Consider the following 24527-nt stretch of genomic DNA (forward strand, 5'->3'; position numbering starts at 1 on the left):
GCCCTTTTTCTTAATCATCGCTTTCTGTGTAATCTTCCGTACCTTCCACCTGCGGCTTGCCGCCGGACAAAGTATGGAAACGCTTCGGACGCTTAATCCGCGCCATGTACTTAATCCAGACGCGTTCTGCTTCCGTCGCGGGCTCACGTTCACCGCGACATACCGAAACAAACTGTTTTTCATCGTCGGTGACAGGCTCGCGTTTACCTAGTTCGAGTTCATTAAAGGCATAACCATGACGTTCCAGCAGTTGCGCCTCTTTGATGGTGAAATCTCCATGACGGGAAAACCCGCGCGGATAATTTTTATTGTCGAAAAAACGATTAGTTGTCGTAAAGCTTTCCGCCATCCTACACGCTCCTGATTCTTTGGCCGAGCTAATTATGGCGCGGAGTATTAGTTACGCTTGACAGAGCGTCAAACAAAACATTTAAATCATCACGACAAATAATTTTGCGGAGAAGAGTGTGGATACGGAATTGCTCAAGACTTTCCTTGAGGTGAGCAGAACTCGCCACTTTGGCCGAGCCGCAGAGGCGCTTTATCTGACGCAGTCAGCAGTTAGCTTTCGTATTCGTCAACTGGAGAACCAGCTGGGGGTAAATCTTTTTACCCGCCATCGTAATAATATCCGTCTGACCTCAGCCGGAGAGAAACTGCTGCCCTACGCCGAAACGCTGATGAATACCTGGCAAGCTGCGCGCAAGGAGGTCGCGAATGCTTCCCGACATAATGAATTTTCGATCGGTGCCAGCGCTTCTCTGTGGGAATGTCTGCTGAACGGATGGCTGGGCAAGCTCTATACGGAGCCCTATAACCTCCAGTTTGAGGCGCGGATTGCGCAGCGCCAATCGCTGGTCAAACAGCTGCACGAACGTCAACTTGATCTCTTGATCACGACAGAATCGCCGAAGATGGATGAACTAAGCAGCCAGTTATTGGGTAATTTTACCCTGGCGCTTTATTGTGCCTCTCCGGCTAAATACACAAATGAATTGAATTATTTACGCCTGGAGTGGGGGCCCGATTTCCAACAAAACGAAGCTGGATTGATCGGAAATGATGATATTCCTCTGCTGACCACCAGTTCTGCCGAATTAGCTTACCAACAACTCAGCGCCCTTAAAGGATGTACATGGTTGCCCGTACTCTGGGCTCAGGGGAAAAATAATCTGCACACGGTGACCGACAGTGCGACGCTCTCAAGGCCTCTCTATGCAATTTGGCTACAAAACAGCGATAAACAAGCGCAGATTCGGGAGATCCTGCAGCACAATATATTGGAATAGACGCACTCCTCCAGGGATGGAGGACGATCGGCGGGAAATTTAAAGCAAAAAAAATCCTTTGCCTGAGCAAAGGATTATATATGGCAGGGGCGGAGAGACTCGAACTCGCGACACCCGGTTTTGGAGACCGGTGCTCTACCAACTGAGCTACGCCCCTAAAGTTTCTTATCATTAAGCCTGCTTAATCAGCAGGCTTAATTTTTTAATAAGTGGCGGAACGGACGGGACTCGAACCCGCGACCCCCTGCGTGACAGGCAGGTATTCTAACCGACTGAACTACCGCTCCACCGAATACTTCTGTAACCACCGGATTAATACACCGGCTTACTACTTAATTTGATGCCTGGCAGTTCCCTACTCTCACATGGGGAGACCCCACACTACCATCGGCGCTACGGCGTTTCACTTCTGAGTTCGGCATGGGGTCAGGTGGGACCACCGCGCTATCGCCGCCAGGCAAATTCTTTGTGCTCAGTACGCAATTCTTTATCGCATCTGCCGCGTTGCCCGCGCTCGTAAAGTCAGTCACATACTTCTGTATGCTCCTTCCTTTCCTTCGCTTGTCGCCTTGCTGCTGCGCAAATTATTGCGTACTCAACTCTGAATCAATGCTGAAATTGTTGTCTTCTCAATCCGCCAAAACATCTTCGGCGTTGTAAGGTTAAGCCTCACGGTTCATTAGTACCGGTTAGCTCAACGCATCGCTGCGCTTACACACCCGGCCTATCAACGTCGTCGTCTTCAACGTTCCTTCAGGACCCTTAAAGGGTCAGGGAGAACTCATCTCGGGGCAAGTTTCGTACTTAGATGCTTTCAGCACTTATCTCTTCCGCATTTAGCTACCGGGCAATGCCATTGGCATGACAACCCGAACACCAGTGATGCGTCCACTCCGGTCCTCTCGTACTAGGAGCAGCCCCCCTCAATTCTCCAGCGCCCACGGCAGATAGGGACCGAACTGTCTCACGACGTTCTAAACCCAGCTCGCGTACCACTTTAAATGGCGAACAGCCATACCCTTGGGACCTACTTCAGCCCCAGGATGTGATGAGCCGACATCGAGGTGCCAAACACCGCCGTCGATATGAACTCTTGGGCGGTATCAGCCTGTTATCCCCGGAGTACCTTTTATCCGTTGAGCGATGGCCCTTCCATTCAGAACCACCGGATCACTATGACCTGCTTTCGCACCTGCTCGCGCCGTCACGCTCGCAGTCAAGCCAGCTTATGCCATTGCACTAACCTCCTGATGTCCGACCAGGATTAGCTGACCTTCGTGCTCCTCCGTTACTCTTTAGGAGGAGACCGCCCCAGTCAAACTACCCACCAGACACTGTCCGCAACCCCGATTAGGGGCCCACGTTAGAACACCAGCCATTAAAGGGTGGTATTTCAAGGATGGCTCCACGCAGACTGGCGTCCACGCTTCAAAGCCTCCCACCTATCCTACACATCAAGGACCAGTGTTCAGTGTCAAGCTATAGTAAAGGTTCACGGGGTCTTTCCGTCTTGCCGCGGGTACACTGCATCTTCACAGCGAGTTCAATTTCACTGAGTCTCGGGTGGAGACAGCCTGGCCATCATTACGCCATTCGTGCAGGTCGGAACTTACCCGACAAGGAATTTCGCTACCTTAGGACCGTTATAGTTACGGCCGCCGTTTACCGGGGCTTCGATCAAGAGCTTCTCCTTACGGATAACCCCATCAATTAACCTTCCGGCACCGGGCAGGCGTCACACCGTATACGTCCACTTTCGTGTTTGCACAGTGCTGTGTTTTTAATAAACAGTTGCAGCCAGCTGGTATCTTCGACTGATTTCAGCTCCATGGGTAAACCACTTCACCTACATATCAGCGTGCCTTCTCCCGAAGTTACGGCACCATTTTGCCTAGTTCCTTCACCCGAGTTCTCTCAAGCGCCTTGGTATTCTCTACCTGACCACCTGTGTCGGTTTGGGGTACGATTTGATGTTACCTGATGCTTAGAGGCTTTTCCTGGAAGCAGGGCATTTGTCACTTCAGCACCGTAGTGCCTCGTCATCACGCCTCAGTGTTAAAGTGAACCGGATTTACCTGGAACACACACCTACACGCTTAAACCGGGACAACCGTCGCCCGGCCAACATAGCCTTCTCCGTCCCCCCTTCGCAGTAACACCAAGTACAGGAATATTAACCTGTTTCCCATCGACTACGCCTTTCGGCCTCGCCTTAGGGGTCGACTCACCCTGCCCCGATTAACGTTGGACAGGAACCCTTGGTCTTCCGGCGTGCGGGTTTTTCACCCGCATTATCGTTACTTATGTCAGCATTCGCACTTCTGATACCTCCAGCAACCTTCACAGGCCACCTTCAACGGCTTACAGAACGCTCCCCTACCCAACAACACATAGTGTCGCTGCCGCAGCTTCGGTGCATGGTTTAGCCCCGTTACATCTTCCGCGCAGGCCGACTCGACCAGTGAGCTATTACGCTTTCTTTAAATGATGGCTGCTTCTAAGCCAACATCCTGGCTGTCTGGGCCTTCCCACATCGTTTCCCACTTAACCATGACTTTGGGACCTTAGCTGGCGGTCTGGGTTGTTTCCCTCTTCACGACGGACGTTAGCACCCGCCGTGTGTCTCCCGTGATAACATTCTTCGGTATTCGTAGTTTGCATCGGGTTGGTAAGTCGGGATGACCCCCTAGCCGAAACAGTGCTCTACCCCCGAAGATGAATTCACGAGGCGCTACCTAAATAGCTTTCGGGGAGAACCAGCTATCTCCCGGTTTGATTGGCCTTTCACCCCCAGCCACAAGTCATCCGCTAATTTTTCAACATTAGTCGGTTCGGTCCTCCAGTTAGTGTTACCCAACCTTCAACCTGCCCATGGCTAGATCACCGGGTTTCGGGTCTATACCCTGCAACTTAACGCCCAGTTAAGACTCGGTTTCCCTGCGGCTCCCCTATACGGTTAACCTTGCTACAGAATATAAGTCGCTGACCCATTATACAAAAGGTACGCAGTCACCCAACAAGTGGGCTCCTACTGCTTGTACGTACACGGTTTCAGGTTCTTTTTCACTCCCCTCGCCGGGGTTCTTTTCGCCTTTCCCTCACGGTACTGGTTCACTATCGGTCAGTCAGGAGTATTTAGCCTTGGAGGATGGTCCCCCCATATTCAGACAGGATACCACGTGTCCCGCCCTACTCTTCGAGTTCACAGCCTGTGTGTTTTAGTGTACGGGAGTATCACCCTGTACCCTGCGACTTTCCAGACGCTTCCACTAACACACAAGCTGATTCAGACTCCGGGCTGCTCCCCGTTCGCTCGCCGCTACTGGGGGAATCTCGGTTGATTTCTTTTCCTCGGGGTACTTAGATGTTTCAGTTCCCCCGGTTCGCCTCGTTTGACTATGTATTCATCAAACGATAGTGCAACGAATTGCACTGGGTTTCCCCATTCGGACATCGCCGGCTGTAACGGTTCATATCACCTTACCGACGCTTTTCGCAGATTAGCACGTCCTTCATCGCCTCTGACTGCCAGGGCATCCACCGTGTACGCTTAGTCGCTTAACCTCACAACCCGAAGATGTTTCGTAAAACATCATCGTGTCGCGAAAATTTGAGAGACTCGAACACACATAACATGTGTGTCGTTTCAATTTTCAGCTTGATCCAGATTTTTAAAGAGCAAAACTTCGCAGTGAACCTTTTCAGGTACACTCTGAAGTTTTCTTGTGGTGTGCAGTAAAGATGGTGGAGCTATGCGGGATCGAACCGCAGACCTCCTGCGTGCAAAGCAGGCGCTCTCCCAGCTGAGCTATAGCCCCATCGTAGTTAAATCTCATCAACCTTAATTCCTGTTGAGGCAAGGCGGGGTGACACGAAGCATACTTAAAGTATGTGAGTGTCGCCGCAACGCAGCATCAGCAGAAATTTGGTAGGCCTGAGTGGACTTGAACCACCGACCTCACCCTTATCAGGGGTGCGCTCTAACCACCTGAGCTACAAGCCTGCAGAGATTTTCTTACTGCTTATTTTTCATCAGACAATCTGTGTGGACACTACAAAGGCAGGTTCTTTAAGGTAAGGAGGTGATCCAACCGCAGGTTCCCCTACGGTTACCTTGTTACGACTTCACCCCAGTCATGAATCACAAAGTGGTAAGCGCCCTCCCGAAGGTTAAGCTACCTACTTCTTTTGCAACCCACTCCCATGGTGTGACGGGCGGTGTGTACAAGGCCCGGGAACGTATTCACCGTGGCATTCTGATCCACGATTACTAGCGATTCCGACTTCATGGAGTCGAGTTGCAGACTCCAATCCGGACTACGACATACTTTATGAGGTCCGCTTGCTCTCGCGAGGTCGCTTCTCTTTGTATATGCCATTGTAGCACGTGTGTAGCCCTACTCGTAAGGGCCATGATGACTTGACGTCATCCCCACCTTCCTCCAGTTTATCACTGGCAGTCTCCTTTGAGTTCCCGACCGAATCGCTGGCAACAAAGGATAAGGGTTGCGCTCGTTGCGGGACTTAACCCAACATTTCACAACACGAGCTGACGACAGCCATGCAGCACCTGTCTCAGAGTTCCCGAAGGCACCAAAGCATCTCTGCTAAGTTCTCTGGATGTCAAGAGTAGGTAAGGTTCTTCGCGTTGCATCGAATTAAACCACATGCTCCACCGCTTGTGCGGGCCCCCGTCAATTCATTTGAGTTTTAACCTTGCGGCCGTACTCCCCAGGCGGTCGACTTAACGCGTTAGCTCCGGAAGCCACTCCTCAAGGGAACAACCTCCAAGTCGACATCGTTTACAGCGTGGACTACCAGGGTATCTAATCCTGTTTGCTCCCCACGCTTTCGCACCTGAGCGTCAGTCTTTGTCCAGGGGGCCGCCTTCGCCACCGGTATTCCTCCAGATCTCTACGCATTTCACCGCTACACCTGGAATTCTACCCCCCTCTACAAGACTCCAGCCTGCCAGTTTCGAATGCAGTTCCCAGGTTGAGCCCGGGGATTTCACATCCGACTTGACAGACCGCCTGCGTGCGCTTTACGCCCAGTAATTCCGATTAACGCTTGCACCCTCCGTATTACCGCGGCTGCTGGCACGGAGTTAGCCGGTGCTTCTTCTGCGGGTAACGTCAATCGACAAGGTTATTAACCTTATCGCCTTCCTCCCCGCTGAAAGTACTTTACAACCCGAAGGCCTTCTTCATACACGCGGCATGGCTGCATCAGGCTTGCGCCCATTGTGCAATATTCCCCACTGCTGCCTCCCGTAGGAGTCTGGACCGTGTCTCAGTTCCAGTGTGGCTGGTCATCCTCTCAGACCAGCTAGGGATCGTCGCCTAGGTGAGCCGTTACCCCACCTACTAGCTAATCCCATCTGGGCACATCTGATGGCAAGAGGCCCGAAGGTCCCCCTCTTTGGTCTTGCGACGTTATGCGGTATTAGCTACCGTTTCCAGTAGTTATCCCCCTCCATCAGGCAGTTTCCCAGACATTACTCACCCGTCCGCCACTCGTCACCCGAGAGCAAGCTCTCTGTGCTACCGTTCGACTTGCATGTGTTAGGCCTGCCGCCAGCGTTCAATCTGAGCCATGATCAAACTCTTCAATTTAAGTTTGATGCTCGTGAATTAAACTTCGTAATGAATTACGTGTTCACTCTTTGAGACTTGGTATTCATTTTTCGTCCGAGGACGTTAAGAATCCATGTCACTTTGAGTGCCCACACAGATTGTCTGATAAATTGTTAAAGAGCAGTGCAACGCGGCTTTCGCTCACCGTTGCGAGGTCCCGTATAATACGTTTTCCTCATTCAGAGTCAAGCGTTTAATTTTGCTTTTCTCTGCCGGCATTCATCGCTGAATCCCGCTGACCCGGCGGGCTGTAAGCCGTTGTTCCGTGTCAGTGGAGGCGCATTATAGGGAGTTCTGAGACGTTGACAAGCCCTGTTTTCAAAAAATCTTTCAACCGTCTCTTTTTTGTGCAAAACGCTATGAAAGCGGTAATTTTTCCAGCGATTCGAAGCCATAGCGCCGCAAAACGCTCAAAAGCCGCTCAGTTTCAGGCGTCAACGCCATACAGTACGCAATATTGGCATCACTCGATTTAGCGTCAGGCGCTTCGTGCTCTAATAGCCAGGCTGTGCGACGCGCAATTGCCGCCCCGGAGTCGATCATTCTCGTCCCTTCCGGCAGAACCTGCTGCAGCTCTTCTTGTATTAGAGGGAAATGCGTACACCCCAGCACAACCGTATCAGGCGGTTCCTGCATTCTCAGCCAGGGACGCAGGATACGTCGCAGTTCATCCAGCGGGACCGGTTCACCGTGGAGCTTAGCCTCCGCCAGCTCCACCAGCTCTGCCGACCCCAGCATTTCAATTTTGCATTCATTCGCAAAGCGAGAGATCAGTTCGCGCGTATAAGGACGTTTTACCGTTCCGCGCGTCGCCAGAAGACCAACAACGCCATTCGCCGTTAAGCGAGCCGCGGGTTTTATCGCCGGAACGACGCCGACAACCGGGAAGGCGAATTTATCGCGTAATGCGGGGAGGGAAACGGTACTTGCGGTGTTACAGGCAATGACGGCCAATGCCAACGGATAGCGCTGCTGTACCGCGGTAACGATCTCCAGAACGCGTTCAACAATAAACGCTTCGCTTTTCTCACCGTATGGAAAAGCGACGTTATCGAAAGCGTAGATGTAATGGAGTTCCGGCAGAAGATGCCGAATCTCATTATATACCGACAACCCACCGACGCCGGAATCAAACACCAGCACGGTGGGACGTGGTTTAGAAGGTGTAGCTGCCAGACAAGGTGTATTCTCGTCCTGCAGTTTGGTAGCCATATGCTGTCTCGTAATCTTTATCGAACAGGTTGGCTATTTTACCACGAACTGTCAGGTGTGAGGTGACAGGATACGACAATCCTATGTCCCACACGCTAACACCACCCAATTTGACGGTATGAGAGGTATATGTTGTCGAATCATAAGCGTTATCGTACCGCTGCCCCATGTACTGATAGGCAACATTCCAGCCAAGATCGTAAACTTGCCCCGTCAGTTCGTATTTCACCTGCTGTTTAGCACGGCGAGCAAGAATCTTATTGGTTTCATCATCACGCGGATTGAGATATTGCAACGTCAAGTGATGATCAACCGGGCCAGTTGTGATACTCCCTGTCCATTCAAGGCCCTTAATAGTAGCGGACTTCACGTTGTAATAAGCATTATTGTCGTAGTCGATCAGGTTTTGAATTTCATAATGGTACGCGGAAAGACGCCAATCCAGAGGACCAGTAAGCCCTTCAAGCCCCGCTTCCCACTGCTTCGACTCTTCCGGCTTCAGGTTAGCGTTAGAAGAGATGCCGAAGCGTTCTGCACCGTACTGCTGGCCGAGTGATGGTGCCAGGAAGCCAGTACCATAAGAAAGCGTTACTCGATAGCCCTCAACAAACTCCCAGCCAGCCGCCGTCTGCCAGGTTCCGTGCCAACCAAATTGTTCGTCGTGGTCTTCACGGCCAGATGCTTCCAGGGTCACACTATCAATCTGTTGCTGCCCGGTCAGATATAGCCCAGTAGTATCGCGCTTGTAGACATCCGTGCTGCTTGTACCGCTGGACTTCAGCTTCTCTTGTTTCCAGTCCACGCCACCGCTAACTGAACCGTGCCCTACTTCAACGTTATTACCCCACTGGATATAACGCTGCTCCATATCGTCCAGGCTAGAGCCGGCGGCATAACGACCCGCCTGACCGTTGTAGTTATAATTCTTAAGATGCTGATAGTTGGCGATCAGTTGGGTCGAGTAGATCCCGGAATTGTAGCTAAGACCGGTATCCCATGACTGAGTGTAATTCTGACTTTCATCACTGCCGCCTACATAACCCCCGCTACCCTGATCGTAGTCAGTATTCGAGGAGTAACCGTAACCACGGAAGAAGCCGGAAAAACTGTCATTAAACTTATGCTGCACGCCCCCCCAGAACAGTTTGTTACGGTAACCGTCACGATCGCTATCGTCGCTGTAGGTCGAATCAGGTTGAACGTTGAAGCCTTTGGTCGTCTGGTAGGCACCGGCCGCCGTCACGATCGTGCCGCCAAAACGTTTATTGATAGCGCCGTCATAGGTCTGATAACCGTTCGTCCCCATTCCAGCGTTAATTTGTGCTCGTTCGTCGCGACTCATCGTAATGATGTTAACCACACCACCAATCGCACCAGAACCATAAACGGCGGAACGTGGGCCTCGAATATATTCAATGCGTTGCACCAACGATACCGGGATTTGACCGATATCAATCGCATTGCCAATACCAGAACGTGCCATCGGAATGCCGTCAATCAGCACCAGCACATGACGTGCTTCAGTGCCGCGCACAAATAAAGAAGAAGTCTGCCCCATCCCCCCATTCTGCGCGATATCCACCCCCGGCAGGCGACGCATCACATCATTAAGATCTTTTGACTGCCAGCGCTGAATATCTTCCCGCGTAACAACATCCGTTGGCGCAAGGACCGTATTGACCGGCTGTTGAAAACGGTTTGCTGTGACCACTAACGTATCTGAATTGCTGTCCTGCGCCCAGCCGGAAAATGCCGTGACGGAGAGCGCCGTCATCAGCGAAGCTTTTTTAATCATTTTAAAGCATCCGTAATAAATAAAGGATGCCGCCGGCTCTATCAGTAGCACGCGATGATAGAAACCAAATGCGACGTATTCCGGCAGGTCTTCGGGCTTGGAGTGTTTGATGGATGAGGACTTCCCGCTAAATAACCGCAGTGTCTGCATAATGCGCTCATCCCACTTTTCCTTACCGCTGCGCGTCAGCTCCAGATTTACACTGGATTCCCTATTAACTCATAGGACCGGTAGCACGATGCTATAATCAGAAACATATAGATGTCCAGACTTCTACCGTTATATTTCCTTATATCATCAGGGCTGGACATCCCCGGCGCTTTCCCTACAATCCCCCGCGTACTTATTTTATTCAGGATGCATCATGACCCCCGAACACCTTCCTACCGAACAATATGAAGCGCAGCTGGCAGAAAAAGTCGTCCGTTTGCAGAAAATGATGGCGCCTTTCAGCGCCCCGGTTCCGGAAGTGTTTCGTTCGCCGGTCAGCCACTATCGCATGCGCGCAGAGTTCCGCCTGTGGCACGATGGCGATGACCTGTACCACATTATGTTTGATCAGCAGACCAAATCCCGCATTCGCGTCGATACCTTCCCGGCCGCCAGCGAGCTGATTAATCAGCTGATGGCCGCGGTGATTGAAGGCGTACGCGATAACCCGGTACTGCGCCATAAACTGTTTCAGGTGGATTATCTGACCACCCTGAGCAATCAGGCCGTGATATCGCTGCTGTATCATAAGAAGCTCGACGATGAATGGCGTCAGCAGGCAGAGCGCTTCCGCGATGCGCTGCGAGCGCAAAATCTGAATGTGCATCTGATTGGCCGCGCGACGAAAACTAAAATCGAGCTGGATCAAGACTATATCGATGAACGTCTGCCAGTTGGCGGGCGTGAAATGATCTATCGTCAGGTTGAGAATAGCTTCACCCAGCCAAACGCGGTAATGAACGTCCAGATGCTGGAGTGGGCTATCGATGCCACCAAAGGCGCAACTGGCGACCTGCTTGAGCTGTATTGCGGTAACGGTAACTTTTCGCTGGCGTTGGCGCGTAATTTCGAACGCGTGCTGGCAACGGAAATCGCTAAACCGTCCGTCGCGGCGGCGCAATATAATATTGCAGCGAACCACATTGATAATGTGCAGATTATCCGCATGTCGGCGGAAGAGTTTACCCAGGCGATGAACGGCGTGCGGGAGTTTAACCGCCTGCAGGGCATTGATCTGAAGAGCTATCAGTGCGAGACGATTTTCGTTGATCCGCCGCGCAGTGGGCTGGATAGCGAAACGGAGAAAATGGTGCAGGCGTATCCGCGTATTCTGTATATCTCCTGCAATCCGGAGACCCTATGCCAGAACCTGGAAACGCTCAGTGAGACCCACGCGGTCACGCGCCTGGCGCTATTCGACCAGTTCCCGTATACCCATCATATGGAATGCGGCGTACTGCTAACGAAGAAGTAAAGCTGCGCGAGAAAACCCGGCAACAGCGCTGCTGCCGGGTGAGAGATTATTCCGCGACCGCGTTCTTGCGGTTGCGCAATTTGTAGCCAATCCAGAACACCATAATCACTGACAGAACTGCCGGGAAGAAGTTAGAGCCGATGTCCGGATACTCCGCGCGCACAACGGTGCTGTAAACCAACACGCCGAGAATAAAGCAAGCAGCGGCAAGCCCCGGCAAACCCACGGGCATACTACGATTCTGATAGCGCTGATGCAGGCAGTATACCGTCAGCACCAACGACAAGATGGGGAAGATGGAAAAAGGGACAATGGAGCTGAACAGCGCGGCGAAGGTACCATTAATGGATAAACCTGCGATCAGCGCCAGCAGCAGCGTACCTCTATCTTGTACTGAGTGTTTCATTGCTCGTCCTTCACGTTATTCGGAATGATTTGATATTTTTTCTTGTTCACGGCGATACCAGTAATACGCGCCTTTCGAGATCATTCTGAGCTGCAGCACCAGGCGTTCTTCCAGCTGTCGACGCTGCTCCGGGCCTACATCGAGAGCCTCAGCGCCAGCGCTAAATACGATGGTGACCATAGCTTCAGCCTGCGCTTCGGTAAAGGCGCGCGGCATATGGTTTTCGATTTCTAAATAGTCGGCAAGTTCCGCGATAAAATGCTGAATTTCACGCGCCACGGCGGCGCGAAACGCCGCAGACGTACCGGAGCGTTCCCGCAGCAGCAGGCGGAAGGCGTTCGGATTGTTGCCAATAAATTCCATAAAGGTGGAAACAGAAGTGCGAATGACGCTGCCGCCTTTCGCTATACGCTGGCGCGCCTGACGCATCAGCTGGCGCAGCATAAGCCCGCTTTCATCCACCATGGTCAGACCAAGCTCATCGACATCACGAAAATGGCGATAGAAGGACGTCGGGGCGATCCCCGCTTCCCGCGCAACTTCGCGCAGGCTTAAGCTGGCAAAACTGCGTTCAGCACTTAGCTGGCTAAATGCCGCTTCCACCAGCGAACGCCGGGTTTTTTCTTTTTGTTGCGCTCTTACGCCCATCACGTTGTCTGAATCCTTCCATAAGCCCTTCCGGCACTATACCAGAGATCAGAACCAATCGGTTTACACTGGATTGTGAATGATTGTTTACGAGCTGTTTCTGCTTTTATGCCGCAAAAAAGCACAACGATAATTGGGTTAAAGCGCGGCAAATGTTATCATCGTGTTTATTTTATGTATAAAACAGGTGAGTAATGCCATGTCACACTCTTGGGATTATGATGCAATTGTGATTGGTTCCGGTCCTGGCGGAGAAGGTGCCGCCATGGGGCTGGTGAAACAGGGAGCACGCGTTGCCGTCATTGAGCGCTACCATAACGTTGGCGGCGGTTGTACCCACTGGGGTACCATCCCGTCAAAAGCCCTCCGCCATGCCGTCAGCCGTATTATCGAGTTTAACCAAAATCCCCTCTACAGCGACCATTCCCGTCTTCTTCGTTCTTCCTTCGCCGACATCCTGAACCATGCCGACAGCGTCATTAACCAGCAAACCCATATGCGTCAGGGTTTCTATGAGCGTAACCACTGTGAAATCCTGCAGGGTAATGCCCATTTTGTTGATGAACACACTATCGCGCTGGAATGCCACGACGGTACCGTGGAAACGGTGACGGCGGAAAAGTTCGTGATTGCCTGCGGTTCACGCCCGTACCATCCGGCAGACGTTGACTTCCATCACCCGCGCATTTATGACAGCGACTCGATCCTTAGCCTGCACCACGAACCGCGCCATGTGATCATTTATGGGGCCGGGGTGATCGGCTGCGAATATGCGTCGATCTTCCGCGGAATGGAAGTGAAGGTGGATCTGATCAACACCCGCGATCGCCTGCTGGCGTTTCTCGATCAGGAGATGTCCGACTCCCTCTCCTATCACTTCTGGAATAGCGGCGTGGTCATTCGCCACAATGAAGAGTACGAAAAGATTGAGGGCGTGGATGACGGCGTCATCATGCACCTGAAATCCGGCAAAAAGCTAAAAGCGGACTGCCTGCTGTACGCTAACGGCCGCACCGGGAATACCGACTCTCTGGCGCTGGAAAATATCGGCCTGCAAACCGATAGCCGCGGTCAGTTGAAGGTCAACAGCATGTATCAAACCGCCCTGCCGCATATTTATGCCGTCGGCGATGTGATTGGCTACCCGAGCCTGGCCTCGGCCGCCTACGACCAGGGGCGCATCGCTGCCCAGGCGCTGGTGAAAGGCGAAGCCTCGGCGCATCTGATTGAAGATATCCCTACCGGTATTTACACCATTCCGGAAATCAGCTCCGTTGGCAAAACCGAGCAGCAATTGACGGCCATGAAAGTGCCTTACGAGGTAGGGCGCGCGCAGTTCAAGCATCTGGCGCGTGCGCAGATTGTCGGCATGAGCGTCGGTACGCTGAAGATCCTGTTTCATCGCGAAACGAAAGAGATCCTTGGGATTCATTGCTTTGGCGAGCGCGCGGCCGAAATTATTCACATCGGCCAGGCGATAATGGAGCAGAAAGGCGGTGGTAACACCATTGAGTACTTCGTTAACACCACCTTTAACTACCCGACGATGGCGGAAGCCTATCGGGTAGCCGCGTTAAATGGCTTAAACCGCCTGTTTTAACGCGGTGTCGAAATGGCCATCCATCTTCCCGCGGATGGCCTCTGCCAGATGTTCATAGCGGCTACGCAGCGGCGAACCCGGGCGATAAACCAGCCCCACGGTACGTCTCGGTTCCGGCTTGATACAGGGCACATAGACCACGCCATCGCGCTTTCTCTCCTGCGGCACGGCTAAGGCTGGCAGCAGCGTGATGCCGCTACCGGCAGCCACCATGTTACGCAACGTTTCGAGGCTGGTCGCCCGGAAATGCGTATCCTCGTCGGCGCCCGCTTCAAAGCAAAAGCCCATCGCCTGATCGCGCAGGCAGTGGCCGTCTTCCAGCATCAGCAGCTTTTCACCGGCCAGGTCCGACATCGGCACGCACTCGCGGTTAGCCCACGGGTGATCTTCGTAGATAGCCAGCATCATGGGCTCATCAAACAGCGGCACCTCAATAAACGCTTCGCTCTCTTTGACCAGCGCCAGAATCGCGCAGTCGAGCTTACCGCTATCAAGCTGCGCTAAAAGCTGATGGGTTTGTGCTTCATGCAGATACATTTCCAGCTTGGGAAAGGTCTGATGCAGCATCGGGATAATCAACGGCAGCAGATAAGGGCCAATCGTCGGGATCAGTCCAATATGCAGCGGCCCGGACATGGTCTCTCCCTGCTGGCTTGCCATTTCCTTCAGCACTTTGACTTCGCGTAGCACGGTACGCGCCTGATCCACCAGCAGCAGCCCTGCCTGGGTGAACAGAACCTTACGGCTGGTGCGTTCCAGCAACATCACACCGAGCTCATCCTCCAGCTTACGGATTTGTCCGCTAAGCGTAGGTTGGCTGACGTGACAAGAATCCGCCGCGCGGCGGAAGTGGCGGTGTTCGGCTAGCGCTACCAGATATTCAAGATCGCGAATATTCATTATTCATCCTCCATCGCCACGATAGTCCATGGCGATAGATAGAATAGCAACGAACGATTATCCCTATCAAGGTTTCTGTTCAATAATAAACCCATAAATGAGGAAAACTGCAGAAAATCATCGCGCTTCCTCACAGTTTTCTACCCGGATAACTAAAGCCAACGTGAACTTTTGCGGACCTTGTGTCCGCTTTTTTTTGTATAAAAAAAGCCCGGGGTTACCCGAGCTTCGTTTATTTACCGCCTTAAAAGCAGCCCCGCAGGCGAATCACACCAGGCGCTGTTTAGCGTCGGCAATCGCCTGAGCCACCTGCTGAGGAGAAACGCCGCCTTTAGCCGCACGCTTATCCAGACACGACTGCAGCGCCAGAATCGGATAGACGTCATCCGCAATCACGGAGCTAAATTTCTGCAAATCGGCCAGAGGCAGATCCTCCAGCGGCTTGCCCTGGGCAATGGCTTCCACTACCGCTTCACCGACAATATGGTGCGCTTCACGGAACGGCACACCTTTAGCAACCAGATAATCCGCCAGTTCGGTGGCATTCGCATAGCCCTGCTGCGCCGCTTCTTCACAGCGCGGGCGTTTTACCTGAATACCGTCAAGCACCAGTGCCGCCATATGCATGCAGTCGAGCCAGGTATCAAGCGCGTCAAACAGCCCTTCTTTATCTTCCTGCATATCTTTGTTGTAGGCCAGCGGCAGCCCCTTGAGGGTCATCATCATGCCGGTCAGCGCGCCCTGCACGCGGCCGCATTTACCACGGATCAGCTCCAGCGCATCCGGGTTTTTCTTCTGCGGCATCAGGGATGAGCCAGAAGTCACGCGGTCAGAAAGCTCAACAAAACTCGCTTCGCCGGTATTGAAGAAGATCAGATCTTCGGCAAAACGCGACAGGTGGACCATACCGATTGAGGCATCGGACAGCAGTTCCAGTACGTGATCGCGATCGGACACGCTGTCCAGGCTATTGCGGGTTGCCGATGCGAAGCCCAGCCAGCCGGCAAGCTGTTCACGATCGATTTCATAGGCAGTACCCGCCAGCGCTCCGCAGCCCAGCGGGCTGACGTCCAGACGTTTAAGCGCATCCTGCAGACGGCTTTCATCTCGTGCCAGCATTTCAACATAGGCCAGACACCAGTGGGCAAACGTCACCGGCTGCGCGCGCTGCAGGTGGGTATAGCCCGGCATGACGGCGTCCTGGTTATTCTCAGCCGTCTCGACCAGCGCGCTTTGTAGCTGACGATTCGCCGACAGCAGTTCCACAACGGTATCTTTGCACCACAGCTTCAGGTCTGTCGCCACCTGGTCATTACGGCTACGCCCGGTGTGCAGCTTTTTGCCCAGTTGGCCGACCTTGTCGATCAACTTACCTTCCACCCAGCTATGAATATCTTCCGCATCGCTTTCGAGGATCTGCTGCGGGTTAGCCCGCACGTCTTCCAGCAGAATGTTCAGCGCCTCTTCCAGCTGCTGTTGTTCATCAGCGGTCAAAACGCCAACCGTCACCAGCGCTTTGGACCAGGCAACAGAGCCAACGATATCCTGCTCCGCCAGGCGATAGTCAAAGCGCAAAGAGTCGTTGAACTGTTTGAACCGCTGATCCGCTGCCTGAGTAAAACGCCCACCCCAAAGTGCCATAACATGCTTCCTTAATATCTTTGAATTTTATTGCCCGGCGGCGCTACGCTTACCGGGCCGACAAAATGATAAATTGATTATGCGAGAATACGCGTGCCGATCGGCGTGCCGTTAAACAACGCAGGGAGCTGCTCCGCGTGACGCCAGGAGGCGATATCGACCGGGCGGCCTAATGTCCGCGCCGCGTCCAGGGCCGCATTCACTTTGACGATCATGCCGTCGGTGATAATGCCCTGCTCGATCAGCTGTTCAGCCTTCTCGGCGGTCATTTCCGCAATGCGCTGCCCTTTGCCATCTAGAATGCCGCTTACATCAGACAGCAGAATCAAGTCTGCGCCGAGCGTTGCCGCCAGCGCGGTCGCCGCCTGGTCGGCGTTGACGTTCATCAACTCGCCTTCATCGGTGACGCCGATGGAGCTAACGACCGGCATATAACCGCCCGCCAGCAGCGAGTTAATCAGCGCCGGAGAACCCGGCTGAGCGTATCCGACATGACCAAGCTCTTCATCAAGCTGCGTCACTTTGACGCTATCGCCGTCACCGAGGAATAGACCAACGGCAGCCAGTCCATGCTTCTTCGCCCACGCCAGCAGCGTTTTGTTGGCGGTTCCCGCCAGCGCGCCGGTAATAATGTCGATCTGATCCGCCGGCGTGACCCGCAGACCGTTTTTCTTGTTCACCGGCAGGTTGAGCTGCTTCATGAGTTCATCCACCACGCAGCCGCCGCCGTGCACAATAATCAGCGGGCGCTGATGGGATTCGCGGTAGTTCACCAGTGCCGTAAACAAGCGCTCAAGCGCTTCTTCGCTGTCCAGCAGGACGCCGCCAAGTTTGATAATTAAAGGATTCATCATCACACCTTAAATAAGAGACTGCGTCTCAGCGAAGCCGAAACGAATATTTGCGCACTGCACGGCCTGCGCGGCCGCGCCTTTCAGCAGGTTATCTTCCGCCGCCACCACGATGATATGTTCATCCTGGACCACAAAACCGATATCACAGAATGGCAGACCCACGACATTTTTCAATGCAGGGACACCTTTATCGTATAAACGTACCAGCGGTTTTTCCGCATAGGCCTGCTGGAACACCGCCGCCACCTGCTCTTTGCTCACGCCGGGTTTTAGACGGCAGGTGATGGTCTCCAGAATTCCGCGCTTAAAATTGCCCAGATGCGGAGTAAAAATCACGTCCGCGCCCAGGTGGGTTGAAATTTCCGGGTGATGACGGTGGTTGAAAACGCCGTAGGGTTGCAGGCTGACTTCGCAGAAGCTATTGCCGATAGAGGCTTTACGCCCGGCGCCGCTTACCCCGCTGGTCGCGTTGATCACCGGCCACTGGTTAAGATCCAGCAGCCCCGCCTCGATCAGCGGTTTTAACGATAGCTGAGCCGCCGTCGGGTAGCAGCCCGGTACGGCGATCAGATTGGCTTCTTTTAGCTTTTCGACGCTCCACTCGGCCAGGCCGTAAACCGCCTGCTCCAACAGTTCAGGGTACTGATGAGTGAAACCGTAATATTTTTCATAGAAGGCGCCGTCATTCACGCGGAACGCCCCGGAGAGATCGAACACGACGCAGCCTGCGGCGAGGAACTGCGGCGCCAGGTCATGGCTCACCTCGTGCGCGGTGGCGAGGAAAACCACATCCACTCCGGCGCTAAACTCGCTGATATCGGACATCGGCTGCAGCGGCAGATCGACAATGCCTTTCAGCTGCGGATGCAAATCGGAAACTAATTTTCCCGCATCATTGCTTTGCGCGGAGACCGTCAATGCGGTTATGGTCATATGAGGATGGCGATTTACATAGGCCACTAGCTCTGCGCCGGCATAACCGCTGGCGCCCACAATCAGCGTGTTCAACATTGGGGCTCTTCACCTTCTTGCTTACGTATATTTGCCCTGGAAGACCGTTGCCTTCCCCACCCTGTTGAGCCGTAAGAGCATCATCCTTATATTCGATGGGTTTTCTTACGCTCAACGATAATGTATTTTTATTCACAAATAATGCATGAATATTGATACTATCACGACCCGAGGTGTGTCAACAATGAAAAACAAATTACCGCCCTTTATCGAGATTTACCGCGCGCTGATCGCCACACCTTCCATCAGCGCAACCGAAGAGGCGCTGGATCAGAGCAATGAGTCTTTAATCAATTTACTGGCTGGCTGGTTCCGTGATATCGGCTTTAATGTTGAAGTTCAGCCGGTACCGGACACGCGCAATAAATTCAACCTGCTGGCCAGCAGCGGCCACGGCGCTGGCGGCCTGCTGCTTGCCGGGCACACCGATACCGTCCCGTTTGATGATGGCCGCTGGACCCGCGACCCTTTTACCCTGACCGAGCACGACAATAAGCTGTACGGTCTCGGCACCGCGGATATGAAAGGCTTCTTCGCTTTTATTCTCGACGCCCTGCGCGACGTTGACGTCACTCAGCTGAAAAAGCCGCTCTATATTCTGGCGACGGCCGATGAAGAGACCAGCATGGCCGGCGCCCGCTACTTCGCCGAGACGACCCAACTGCGACCGGACTGCGCCATTATCGGTGAGCCCACGTCGCTGCAGCCGATACGCGCGCACAAAGGTCACATGTCCAACGCGGTTCGCATTCAGGGGCAGTCGGGCCACTCCAGCGACCCGGCACGCGGCGTCAACGCGATTGAACTGATGCACGACGCCATTGGCCGCATTATGCAGCTGCGCGACGACTTAAAAGAGCGTTATCACTATGCCGCCTTTACCGTTCCCTGGCCGACGCTCAACCTCGGCGCCATCCACGGCGGCGATGCCTCCAACCGCATTTGCGCCTGCTGCGAGCTGCACATGGATATTCGTCCGCTGCCCGGAATGACGCTCAACGATCTCAACGGGCTGCTGAACGAGGCGCTGGCGCCGGTGAGCGAGCGCTGGCCTGGACGCCTGACCGTTTCTGAACTGCATCCGCCGATCCCCGGTTACGAATGTCCGCCGGACCATAAGCTGGTTGAGGTCGTAGAAAAACTCCTCGGCGCGCAAACCGACGTGGTGAACTACTGTACCGAAGCGCCGTTTATTCAGACTCTCTGCCCGACGCTGGTGTTAGGCCCGGGCTCTATCAACCAGGCCCATCAGCCGGATGAGTACCTGGAAACGCGCTTTATTAAGCCGACCCGCGAGCTCATCACTCAGGTGGTCCACCATTTTTGCTGGCATTAAATACGCATTCTCTCGGGCGATTTCATCCGCGCGAGAGGGTGACAATTATCACATTTTCATAAGCAACACTTATCAAGCGACCTCCGAGTTAAATTTCGCAAATTGCCGCCATTTATTCGTTTGCTGAAGCGATTTCGCAACAATTGACGTGGGGGTTTTTACGTGGCTTTATAAAAGACGGTTGCTTATCCACTGCTCAAATTATCGAGCGCCGGATATAACAAAATAAAATGAGATGGGGTGTCTGGGGTAACATGAACGAACAATATTCCGCTTTGCGTAGTAATGTCAGTATGCTCGGTAAGGTGCTGGGCGACACCATCAAGGATGCGCTAGGAGAAAACATTCTTGATCGTGTCGAAACTATCCGTAAGTTGTCCAAATCTTCTCGCGCTGGCAATGAAGCCAACCGCCAGGAACTGCTCACCACGTTGCAAAACTTGTCCAACGACGAGCTACTGCCGGTGGCGCGCGCCTTTAGCCAGTTTCTGAACCTGGCGAATACCGCTGAGCAATACCACAGCATTTCGCCAAAAGGCGAAGCGGCCAGTAATCCGGAAGTGATTGCCCGCACCCTGAGAAAGCTTAAAGAGCAACCCAACCTCAACGAAACCATTATTAAGCAAGCCGTTGAATCCCTGTCGCTGGAACTGGTGCTGACCGCGCACCCGACCGAAATCACGCGTCGTACGCTGATCCATAAGATGGGTGAAATCAACAGTTGCCTGAAGCAGCTCGATAACAACGACATTGCGGACTATGAACGTCATCAGGTCATGCGCCGTTTGCGCCAGCTGATTGCCCAGTCGTGGCACACCGATGAAATCCGCAAACATCGCCCGACCCCGGTGGATGAAGCGAAATGGGGCTTCGCAGTTGTTGAAAATAGCCTGTGGGAAGGCGTACCGAACTACCTGCGCGAGCTGAATGAACAGCTGGAAGACAACCTGAACTATCGGCTGCCGGTCGACTTTGTTCCGGTTCGCTTTACTTCCTGGATGGGCGGCGACCGCGACGGCAACCCGAACGTGACTGCCGACATTACCCGCCACGTCCTGCTACTCAGCCGCTGGAAAGCAACCGATCTGTTCCTGAAAGACGTCCAGGTGCTGATTTCCGAGCTATCAATGGTCGAGTGCACCGATGAGCTGCGCGATCTGGCAGGCGCGGAAGGCGCGCAGGAACCCTATCGTTACCTGATGAAAAAGCTGCGCACGCAGCTGATGGAGACGCAGGCCTGGCTGGAAGCGCGCCTGAAAGGGCAGAAACTGCCGAAACCAGCGGGTCTTATCACGCAAAACGAGCAGTTGTGGGAACCGCTTTACGCCTGTTACCAATCGCTGCAAGCCTGCGGCATGGGCATTATCGCCAATGGCGAGCTGCTCGACACCCTGCGCCGCGTAAAAGCCTTTGGCGTACCGCTGGTGCGTATCGATATCCGTCAGGAAAGCACCCGCCACACCGAAGCGCTGGGCGAAATGACCCGCTATCTCGGCATCGGCGACTATGAAAGCTGGTCAGAAGCCGATAAGCAGGCCTTCCTGATCCGCGAACTGAACTCTAAACGCCCTCTGCTGCCGCGCCAGTGGGAGCCAAGCGAAGAAACTCGCGAAGTGCTTGAGACGTGCAAAGTCATCTCCGAGGCGCCGCGCGGCTCGATTGCGGCCTACGTGATTTCAATGGCCAAAACGCCGTCAGACGTCCTGGCAGTACATCTGCTGCTGAAAGAGGCTGGCATCGGCTTCGCGCTGCCGGTCGCCCCGCTGTTCGAAACCCTGGACGACCTGAATAACGCAGACGACGTCATGACCCAACTGCTGAATATCGACTGGTATCGCGGCTTTATCCAGGGCAAACAGATGGTCATGATTGGCTATTCCGACTCGGCGAAAGATGCGGGCGTGATGGCCGCCTCCTGGGCGCAGTACCAGGCGCAGGACGCCTTAATTAAGACCTGTGAAAAAGCCGGTATTGAGCTGACCCTGTTCCACGGTCGCGGTGGTTCTATCGGTCGCGGCGGCGCGCCGGCGCACGCGGCCCTGCTCTCTCAGCCTCCGGGAAGCCTGAAAGGCGGCCTGCGCGTCACCGAACAGGGCGAGATGATCCGCTTTAAATACGGCCTGCCGGAAGTCACCATCAGCAGCCTATCGCTCTATACCAGCGCGATTCTGGAAGCCAACCTGCTGCCGCCGCCGGAGCCCAAAGCGCAATGGCGCGACATCATGGCCGAGCTATCAGATGTCTCCTGCGAGATGTACCGCGGCTACGTGCGTGAAAATAAAGATTTTGTTCCTTACTTCCGTTCCGCAACGCCGGAGCAGGAGCTGGGTAAACTGCCGCTGGGCTCGCGTCCGGCAAAACGTCGCCCGACCGGCGGCGTCGAGTCGCTGCGCGCCATTCCGTGGATCTTCGCGTGGACGCAAAACCGCCTGATGCTGCCAGCCTGGCTGGGCGCCGGCGCCGCGCTGCAAAAAGTCGTTGAAGGCGGCAAGCAGAGCGAGCTGGAAAGCATGTGCCGCGACTGGCCGTTCTTCTCTACCCGCCTCGGCATGCTGGAGATGGTCTACTCAAAAGCCGACCTGTGGCTGGCGGAATATTACGATCAGCGTCTGGTGAAACCGGAACTATGGAAGCTCGGTGAAGAGCTGCGCCAACTGCTGTCCGCCGATATCAACGTGGTGCTGGCAATCGCCAACGACTCCCACCTGATGGCCGACCTGCCGTGGATCGCGGAGTCCATCCAGCTGCGTAATATCTATACCGACCCGTTAAACGTGCTCCAGGCCGAGCTGCTCCATCGTTCACGCCTGGCGGAAGAGAAAGGTGAAAAACCGGATCCGCGCGTTGAACAAGCGCTGATGGTCACTATCGCCGGCGTTGCGGCAGGCATGCGTAACACCGGCTAGTTCGCCTTGCGGAACCTGTAGCCCGGCTAAGCGTAGCGCGAGCCGGGTTAAAAACCGTAGCTCCGGTAAGCATCACGTTTACCGGAGCTATTTTTTATTAGTGGTGCAGCATTTCGTCGACAATCTGCTCTTTGTGCAGCGCATAAGGATAGTAGGTTGGCCAGTTATCCATCTCTTTCAGCAGCGCGTCCTGGGACTCATCGCCCATGAATATGTGGAAATGCTGGGACTTGCGCGGCGCGATAGTATGATCGCTAAACTGAACAAACTTCGGCGCTTTTGAATCCGCCTGCTGGCATTCGAACAAGTAGCGCACGCCTTTTTTACCGGATGCGTAGGTCAGAATTTTGTAACCGGAATAGCTGTACTTACAGGCGTTGACGGTTTTCCCGACGTGAAACTCCATGACGTTATCCTCGATACCAATTTGGTCGACATCGGTAGCGTAGCCCTTCTTATAATATTCCCGATATTCCGCCACGCTTTTACCGGCCTTTTTGGCCTTCTGCTCCAGAACCGGATCTAAATCCCCGTTCAGCAGATAGGGGTTAACCGACTGCCAGATCCCCTCCCAGTCGCTCAGCGCCCTGTCCTTTACGTCCTGGTCGGCAAAAATACCTTCGCTCGCCTTTTGTTCCGCTTCGGTCAGCGCCGGGCCATGGCCAGGGTGACCGTGGGCAAAAGCCTGGCTGCTCGCCATTACCATGCCAATGCCAAACGCCAGCGCGGAAATCTTTTTGGTCATCACTCTCTCCTGAGTTTAGGCTTGCAATAATATGTTACGATATAACATATCAATCAAATCTTACAATACTCTTCGCAGAAAAACCGCGCGGCTTTTCCCTCTGTCAGTTTGTTAGGTATGATGAAAAGAGATCGCATTACGCGGAGAGAGAATGAATAGCGATATTAATCAGGCCATTGATTCTTTTATTAAAGGCCCAGCGGTAATCGGCAAAATCCGCTTTTCCACAGAGACCAGACCGGCTTCTGAGAATGCGCTATGCGTCGATTTTCCGCGCCTCGAAATCATGCTTGCAGGCCAGCTTCACGATCCAGCGATTAATGCCGAACGCACCCAGCTCATGCCGCACGATGTGCTGTATATTCCCGCTGGCGGATGGAATGACCCGCAATGGATGACGCCCTCCACTCTGCTCACTATTTTATTTGGTAAACAGCAGCTGGAATTCGTCCTGCGCCACTGGGACGGCAGCGCGCTTAACGTGCTGGATAAACAGCAGGTTCCGCGCCGCGGTCCCCGGGTCGGCTCTTTTCTGCTGCAGGCATTGAATGAAATGCAGATGCAGCCGCGGGAGCAGTACACGGCCCGCTTTATCGTCACCAGCCTGCTCAGCCACTGTGCCGATCTGCTGGGCAGCCAGGTACAAACCTCATCGCGCAGCCAGGCGCTTTTTGAAGCGATTCGTAAGCATATTGACGCCCACTTTGCCGACCCATTAACCCGGGAGTCGGTGGCGCAGGCGTTTTATCTCTCGCCAAACTATCTATCCCATCTGTTCCAGAAATGCGGGCCAATGGGCTTTAACGAGTATCTGAATCACATCCGCCTGGAGCAGGCCCGAATGCTGTTAAAAGGTCACGATATGAAAGTAAAAGATATCGCCCACGCGTGCGGTTTCGCCGACAGCAACTACTTCTGCCGCCTGTTCCGCAAAAACACCGAACGCTCGCCGTCAGAGTATCGCCGTCAATATCATAGCCAGCTGACGGAAAAAACGGCCTCAGCAAAAAACTAGATTTTTGTGTGTTAAACCTGACTTTTGTGCGCACTTTTACTTCCACTTTAATCCGTATTACGGGATAA

The 24527-nt window shown here is 53.7% G+C and carries 16 protein-coding genes, 4 tRNA genes, 3 rRNA genes and 1 riboswitch; of the genes, 6 read left to right on the plus strand and 17 right to left on the minus strand.

Annotated elements, in window-relative coordinates:
* Positions 1 to 10 precede the first annotated feature (10 nt).
* The gene (locus K7H21_RS27110; RefSeq protein WP_004097464.1) at positions 11 to 349 is read right to left on the minus strand and encodes a MaoP family protein; all 339 of its coding nucleotides are present in this window, start codon (positions 347 to 349) and stop codon (positions 11 to 13) included.
* 118 nt (positions 350 to 467) lie between these two features.
* On the opposite strand from K7H21_RS27110, the gene hdfR reads away from it, so the two are divergent.
* Entirely contained in the window at positions 468 to 1289 is an 822-nt protein-coding gene (gene hdfR / locus K7H21_RS27115) for an HTH-type transcriptional regulator HdfR (protein ID WP_142445059.1), read from the plus strand.
* An 81-nt stretch (positions 1290 to 1370) separates the two neighbouring features.
* Here hdfR and K7H21_RS27120 read toward each other — a convergent pair.
* The 9 genes from K7H21_RS27120 to btuB all read right to left on the minus strand — a co-directional run bounded on the left by K7H21_RS27120 (position 1371) and on the right by btuB (position 9932).
* Positions 1371 to 1446 (minus strand) — tRNA-Trp (locus tag K7H21_RS27120).
* Between the two features lie 53 nt (positions 1447 to 1499).
* Positions 1500 to 1576, minus strand: a tRNA-Asp gene (locus tag K7H21_RS27125).
* A gap of 55 nt (positions 1577 to 1631) precedes the next feature.
* Positions 1632 to 1747: ribosomal RNA gene (rrf, locus tag K7H21_RS27130) — 5S ribosomal RNA — on the minus strand.
* 200 nt (positions 1748 to 1947) lie between these two features.
* Positions 1948 to 4853 (minus strand): 23S ribosomal RNA (locus K7H21_RS27135).
* A gap of 178 nt (positions 4854 to 5031) precedes the next feature.
* Positions 5032 to 5107: transfer RNA gene (locus K7H21_RS27140), tRNA-Ala, on the minus strand.
* A gap of 108 nt (positions 5108 to 5215) precedes the next feature.
* Positions 5216 to 5292 (minus strand) — tRNA-Ile (locus tag K7H21_RS27145).
* A gap of 72 nt (positions 5293 to 5364) precedes the next feature.
* Positions 5365 to 6904, minus strand: a 16S ribosomal RNA gene (locus K7H21_RS27150).
* Together the 16S, 23S and 5S rRNA genes with 4 tRNA genes alongside form the textbook arrangement of a ribosomal RNA operon.
* A 378-nt stretch (positions 6905 to 7282) precedes the next feature.
* Positions 7283 to 8137 carry a glutamate racemase gene (gene murI / locus K7H21_RS27155; protein ID WP_223035480.1) on the minus strand — a complete coding sequence of 285 codons (855 nt, stop codon included), beginning with the start codon at positions 8135 to 8137 and terminating at the stop codon, positions 7283 to 7285.
* Positions 8082 to 9932 (minus strand): TonB-dependent vitamin B12 receptor BtuB, encoded by a 1851-nt coding sequence (btuB, locus tag K7H21_RS27160; RefSeq protein WP_139529981.1) that lies wholly within the window; start codon positions 9930 to 9932, stop codon positions 8082 to 8084. The genes murI and btuB overlap by 56 nt, the downstream gene beginning before the upstream one ends.
* A 65-nt stretch (positions 9933 to 9997) precedes the next feature.
* A riboswitch (cobalamin riboswitch) is annotated at positions 9998 to 10179 on the minus strand.
* 117 nt (positions 10180 to 10296) lie between these two features.
* On the opposite strand from btuB, the gene trmA reads away from it, so the two are divergent.
* Complete coding sequence (trmA, locus tag K7H21_RS27165) at positions 10297 to 11397, plus strand: tRNA (uridine(54)-C5)-methyltransferase TrmA (RefSeq protein WP_139529980.1); 1101 nt, start codon at positions 10297 to 10299, stop codon at positions 11395 to 11397.
* A gap of 46 nt (positions 11398 to 11443) precedes the next feature.
* Here the strand turns inward: trmA and K7H21_RS27170 are convergent, their stop codons facing one another.
* Both K7H21_RS27170 and fabR read right to left on the minus strand, forming a co-directional pair.
* The gene (locus tag K7H21_RS27170; RefSeq protein ID WP_004127333.1) at positions 11444 to 11803 is read right to left on the minus strand and encodes a YijD family membrane protein; all 360 of its coding nucleotides are present in this window, start codon (positions 11801 to 11803) and stop codon (positions 11444 to 11446) included.
* A 15-nt stretch (positions 11804 to 11818) separates the two neighbouring features.
* Positions 11819 to 12454 carry an HTH-type transcriptional repressor FabR gene (fabR, locus tag K7H21_RS27175; protein WP_004107582.1) on the minus strand — a complete coding sequence of 212 codons (636 nt, stop codon included), beginning with the start codon at positions 12452 to 12454 and terminating at the stop codon, positions 11819 to 11821.
* Positions 12455 to 12650: 196 nt separating this feature from the next.
* On the opposite strand from fabR, the gene sthA reads away from it, so the two are divergent.
* Positions 12651 to 14051 carry a Si-specific NAD(P)(+) transhydrogenase gene (sthA, locus tag K7H21_RS27180; protein WP_004116922.1) on the plus strand — a complete coding sequence of 467 codons (1401 nt, stop codon included), beginning with the start codon at positions 12651 to 12653 and terminating at the stop codon, positions 14049 to 14051.
* On the opposite strand, the gene oxyR is transcribed toward sthA, so the two are convergent.
* From oxyR to argC, 4 genes are all read right to left on the minus strand, one after another.
* The gene (oxyR, locus tag K7H21_RS27185; RefSeq protein ID WP_004127331.1) at positions 14034 to 14951 is read right to left on the minus strand and encodes a DNA-binding transcriptional regulator OxyR; all 918 of its coding nucleotides are present in this window, start codon (positions 14949 to 14951) and stop codon (positions 14034 to 14036) included. The genes sthA and oxyR overlap by 18 nt on opposite strands.
* A gap of 267 nt (positions 14952 to 15218) precedes the next feature.
* A complete protein-coding gene (gene argH / locus K7H21_RS27190) occupies positions 15219 to 16592 on the minus strand; it encodes an argininosuccinate lyase (RefSeq protein WP_004127328.1) in 1374 nt (457 codons plus the stop codon).
* A gap of 77 nt (positions 16593 to 16669) precedes the next feature.
* Positions 16670 to 17446: an acetylglutamate kinase gene (gene argB / locus K7H21_RS27195; RefSeq protein ID WP_109213033.1), complete on the minus strand. Its 777-nt coding sequence runs from the start codon at positions 17444 to 17446 to the stop codon at positions 16670 to 16672.
* Positions 17447 to 17452: 6 nt separating this feature from the next.
* The gene (gene argC / locus K7H21_RS27200) at positions 17453 to 18457 is read right to left on the minus strand and encodes an N-acetyl-gamma-glutamyl-phosphate reductase (protein WP_223035481.1); all 1005 of its coding nucleotides are present in this window, start codon (positions 18455 to 18457) and stop codon (positions 17453 to 17455) included.
* 184 nt (positions 18458 to 18641) lie between these two features.
* Here argC and argE point away from each other — a divergent pair, with 184 nt between their 5' ends.
* Both argE and ppc read left to right on the plus strand, forming a co-directional pair.
* On the plus strand, positions 18642 to 19793 hold the full coding sequence (gene argE / locus K7H21_RS27205) for an acetylornithine deacetylase (protein ID WP_004127321.1): 1152 nt from the start codon (positions 18642 to 18644) through the stop codon (positions 19791 to 19793).
* Positions 19794 to 20047: 254 nt separating this feature from the next.
* On the plus strand, positions 20048 to 22699 hold the full coding sequence (ppc, locus tag K7H21_RS27210; RefSeq protein ID WP_049113499.1) for a phosphoenolpyruvate carboxylase: 2652 nt from the start codon (positions 20048 to 20050) through the stop codon (positions 22697 to 22699).
* Between the two features lie 97 nt (positions 22700 to 22796).
* On the opposite strand, the gene zinT is transcribed toward ppc, so the two are convergent.
* Positions 22797 to 23444: a metal-binding protein ZinT gene (gene zinT, locus K7H21_RS27215; protein WP_004127314.1), complete on the minus strand. Its 648-nt coding sequence runs from the start codon at positions 23442 to 23444 to the stop codon at positions 22797 to 22799.
* A gap of 151 nt (positions 23445 to 23595) precedes the next feature.
* Here zinT and K7H21_RS27220 point away from each other — a divergent pair, with 151 nt between their 5' ends.
* A complete protein-coding gene (locus tag K7H21_RS27220; protein WP_004127311.1) occupies positions 23596 to 24459 on the plus strand; it encodes an AraC family transcriptional regulator in 864 nt (287 codons plus the stop codon).
* Positions 24460 to 24527 lie beyond the last annotated feature (68 nt).

It is taken from the genome of Klebsiella sp. CTHL.F3a, assembly GCF_019890895.1.
GTDB lineage: Bacteria > Pseudomonadota > Gammaproteobacteria > Enterobacterales > Enterobacteriaceae > Klebsiella > Klebsiella grimontii.

Coding starts and splice junctions, on each gene's coding strand:
- K7H21_RS27110 (WP_004097464.1), bottom strand. CDS start 349: ATGGCGGAAAGCTTTACGACAACTAATCGTTTTTTCGACAATAAAAAT.
- murI (WP_223035480.1), bottom strand. CDS start 8,137: ATGGCTACCAAACTGCAGGACGAGAATACACCTTGTCTGGCAGCTACA.
- btuB (WP_139529981.1), bottom strand. CDS start 9,932: ATGATTAAAAAAGCTTCGCTGATGACGGCGCTCTCCGTCACGGCATTT.
- trmA (WP_139529980.1), top strand. CDS start 10,297: ATGACCCCCGAACACCTTCCTACCGAACAATATGAAGCGCAGCTGGCA.
- K7H21_RS27170 (WP_004127333.1), bottom strand. CDS start 11,803: ATGAAACACTCAGTACAAGATAGAGGTACGCTGCTGCTGGCGCTGATC.
- sthA (WP_004116922.1), top strand. CDS start 12,651: ATGTCACACTCTTGGGATTATGATGCAATTGTGATTGGTTCCGGTCCT.
- oxyR (WP_004127331.1), bottom strand. CDS start 14,951: ATGAATATTCGCGATCTTGAATATCTGGTAGCGCTAGCCGAACACCGC.
- argH (WP_004127328.1), bottom strand. CDS start 16,592: ATGGCACTTTGGGGTGGGCGTTTTACTCAGGCAGCGGATCAGCGGTTC.
- argB (WP_109213033.1), bottom strand. CDS start 17,446: ATGATGAATCCTTTAATTATCAAACTTGGCGGCGTCCTGCTGGACAGC.
- argC (WP_223035481.1), bottom strand. CDS start 18,457: ATGTTGAACACGCTGATTGTGGGCGCCAGCGGTTATGCCGGCGCAGAG.
- argE (WP_004127321.1), top strand. CDS start 18,642: ATGAAAAACAAATTACCGCCCTTTATCGAGATTTACCGCGCGCTGATC.
- ppc (WP_049113499.1), top strand. CDS start 20,048: ATGAACGAACAATATTCCGCTTTGCGTAGTAATGTCAGTATGCTCGGT.
- zinT (WP_004127314.1), bottom strand. CDS start 23,444: ATGACCAAAAAGATTTCCGCGCTGGCGTTTGGCATTGGCATGGTAATG.
- K7H21_RS27220 (WP_004127311.1), top strand. CDS start 23,596: ATGAATAGCGATATTAATCAGGCCATTGATTCTTTTATTAAAGGCCCA.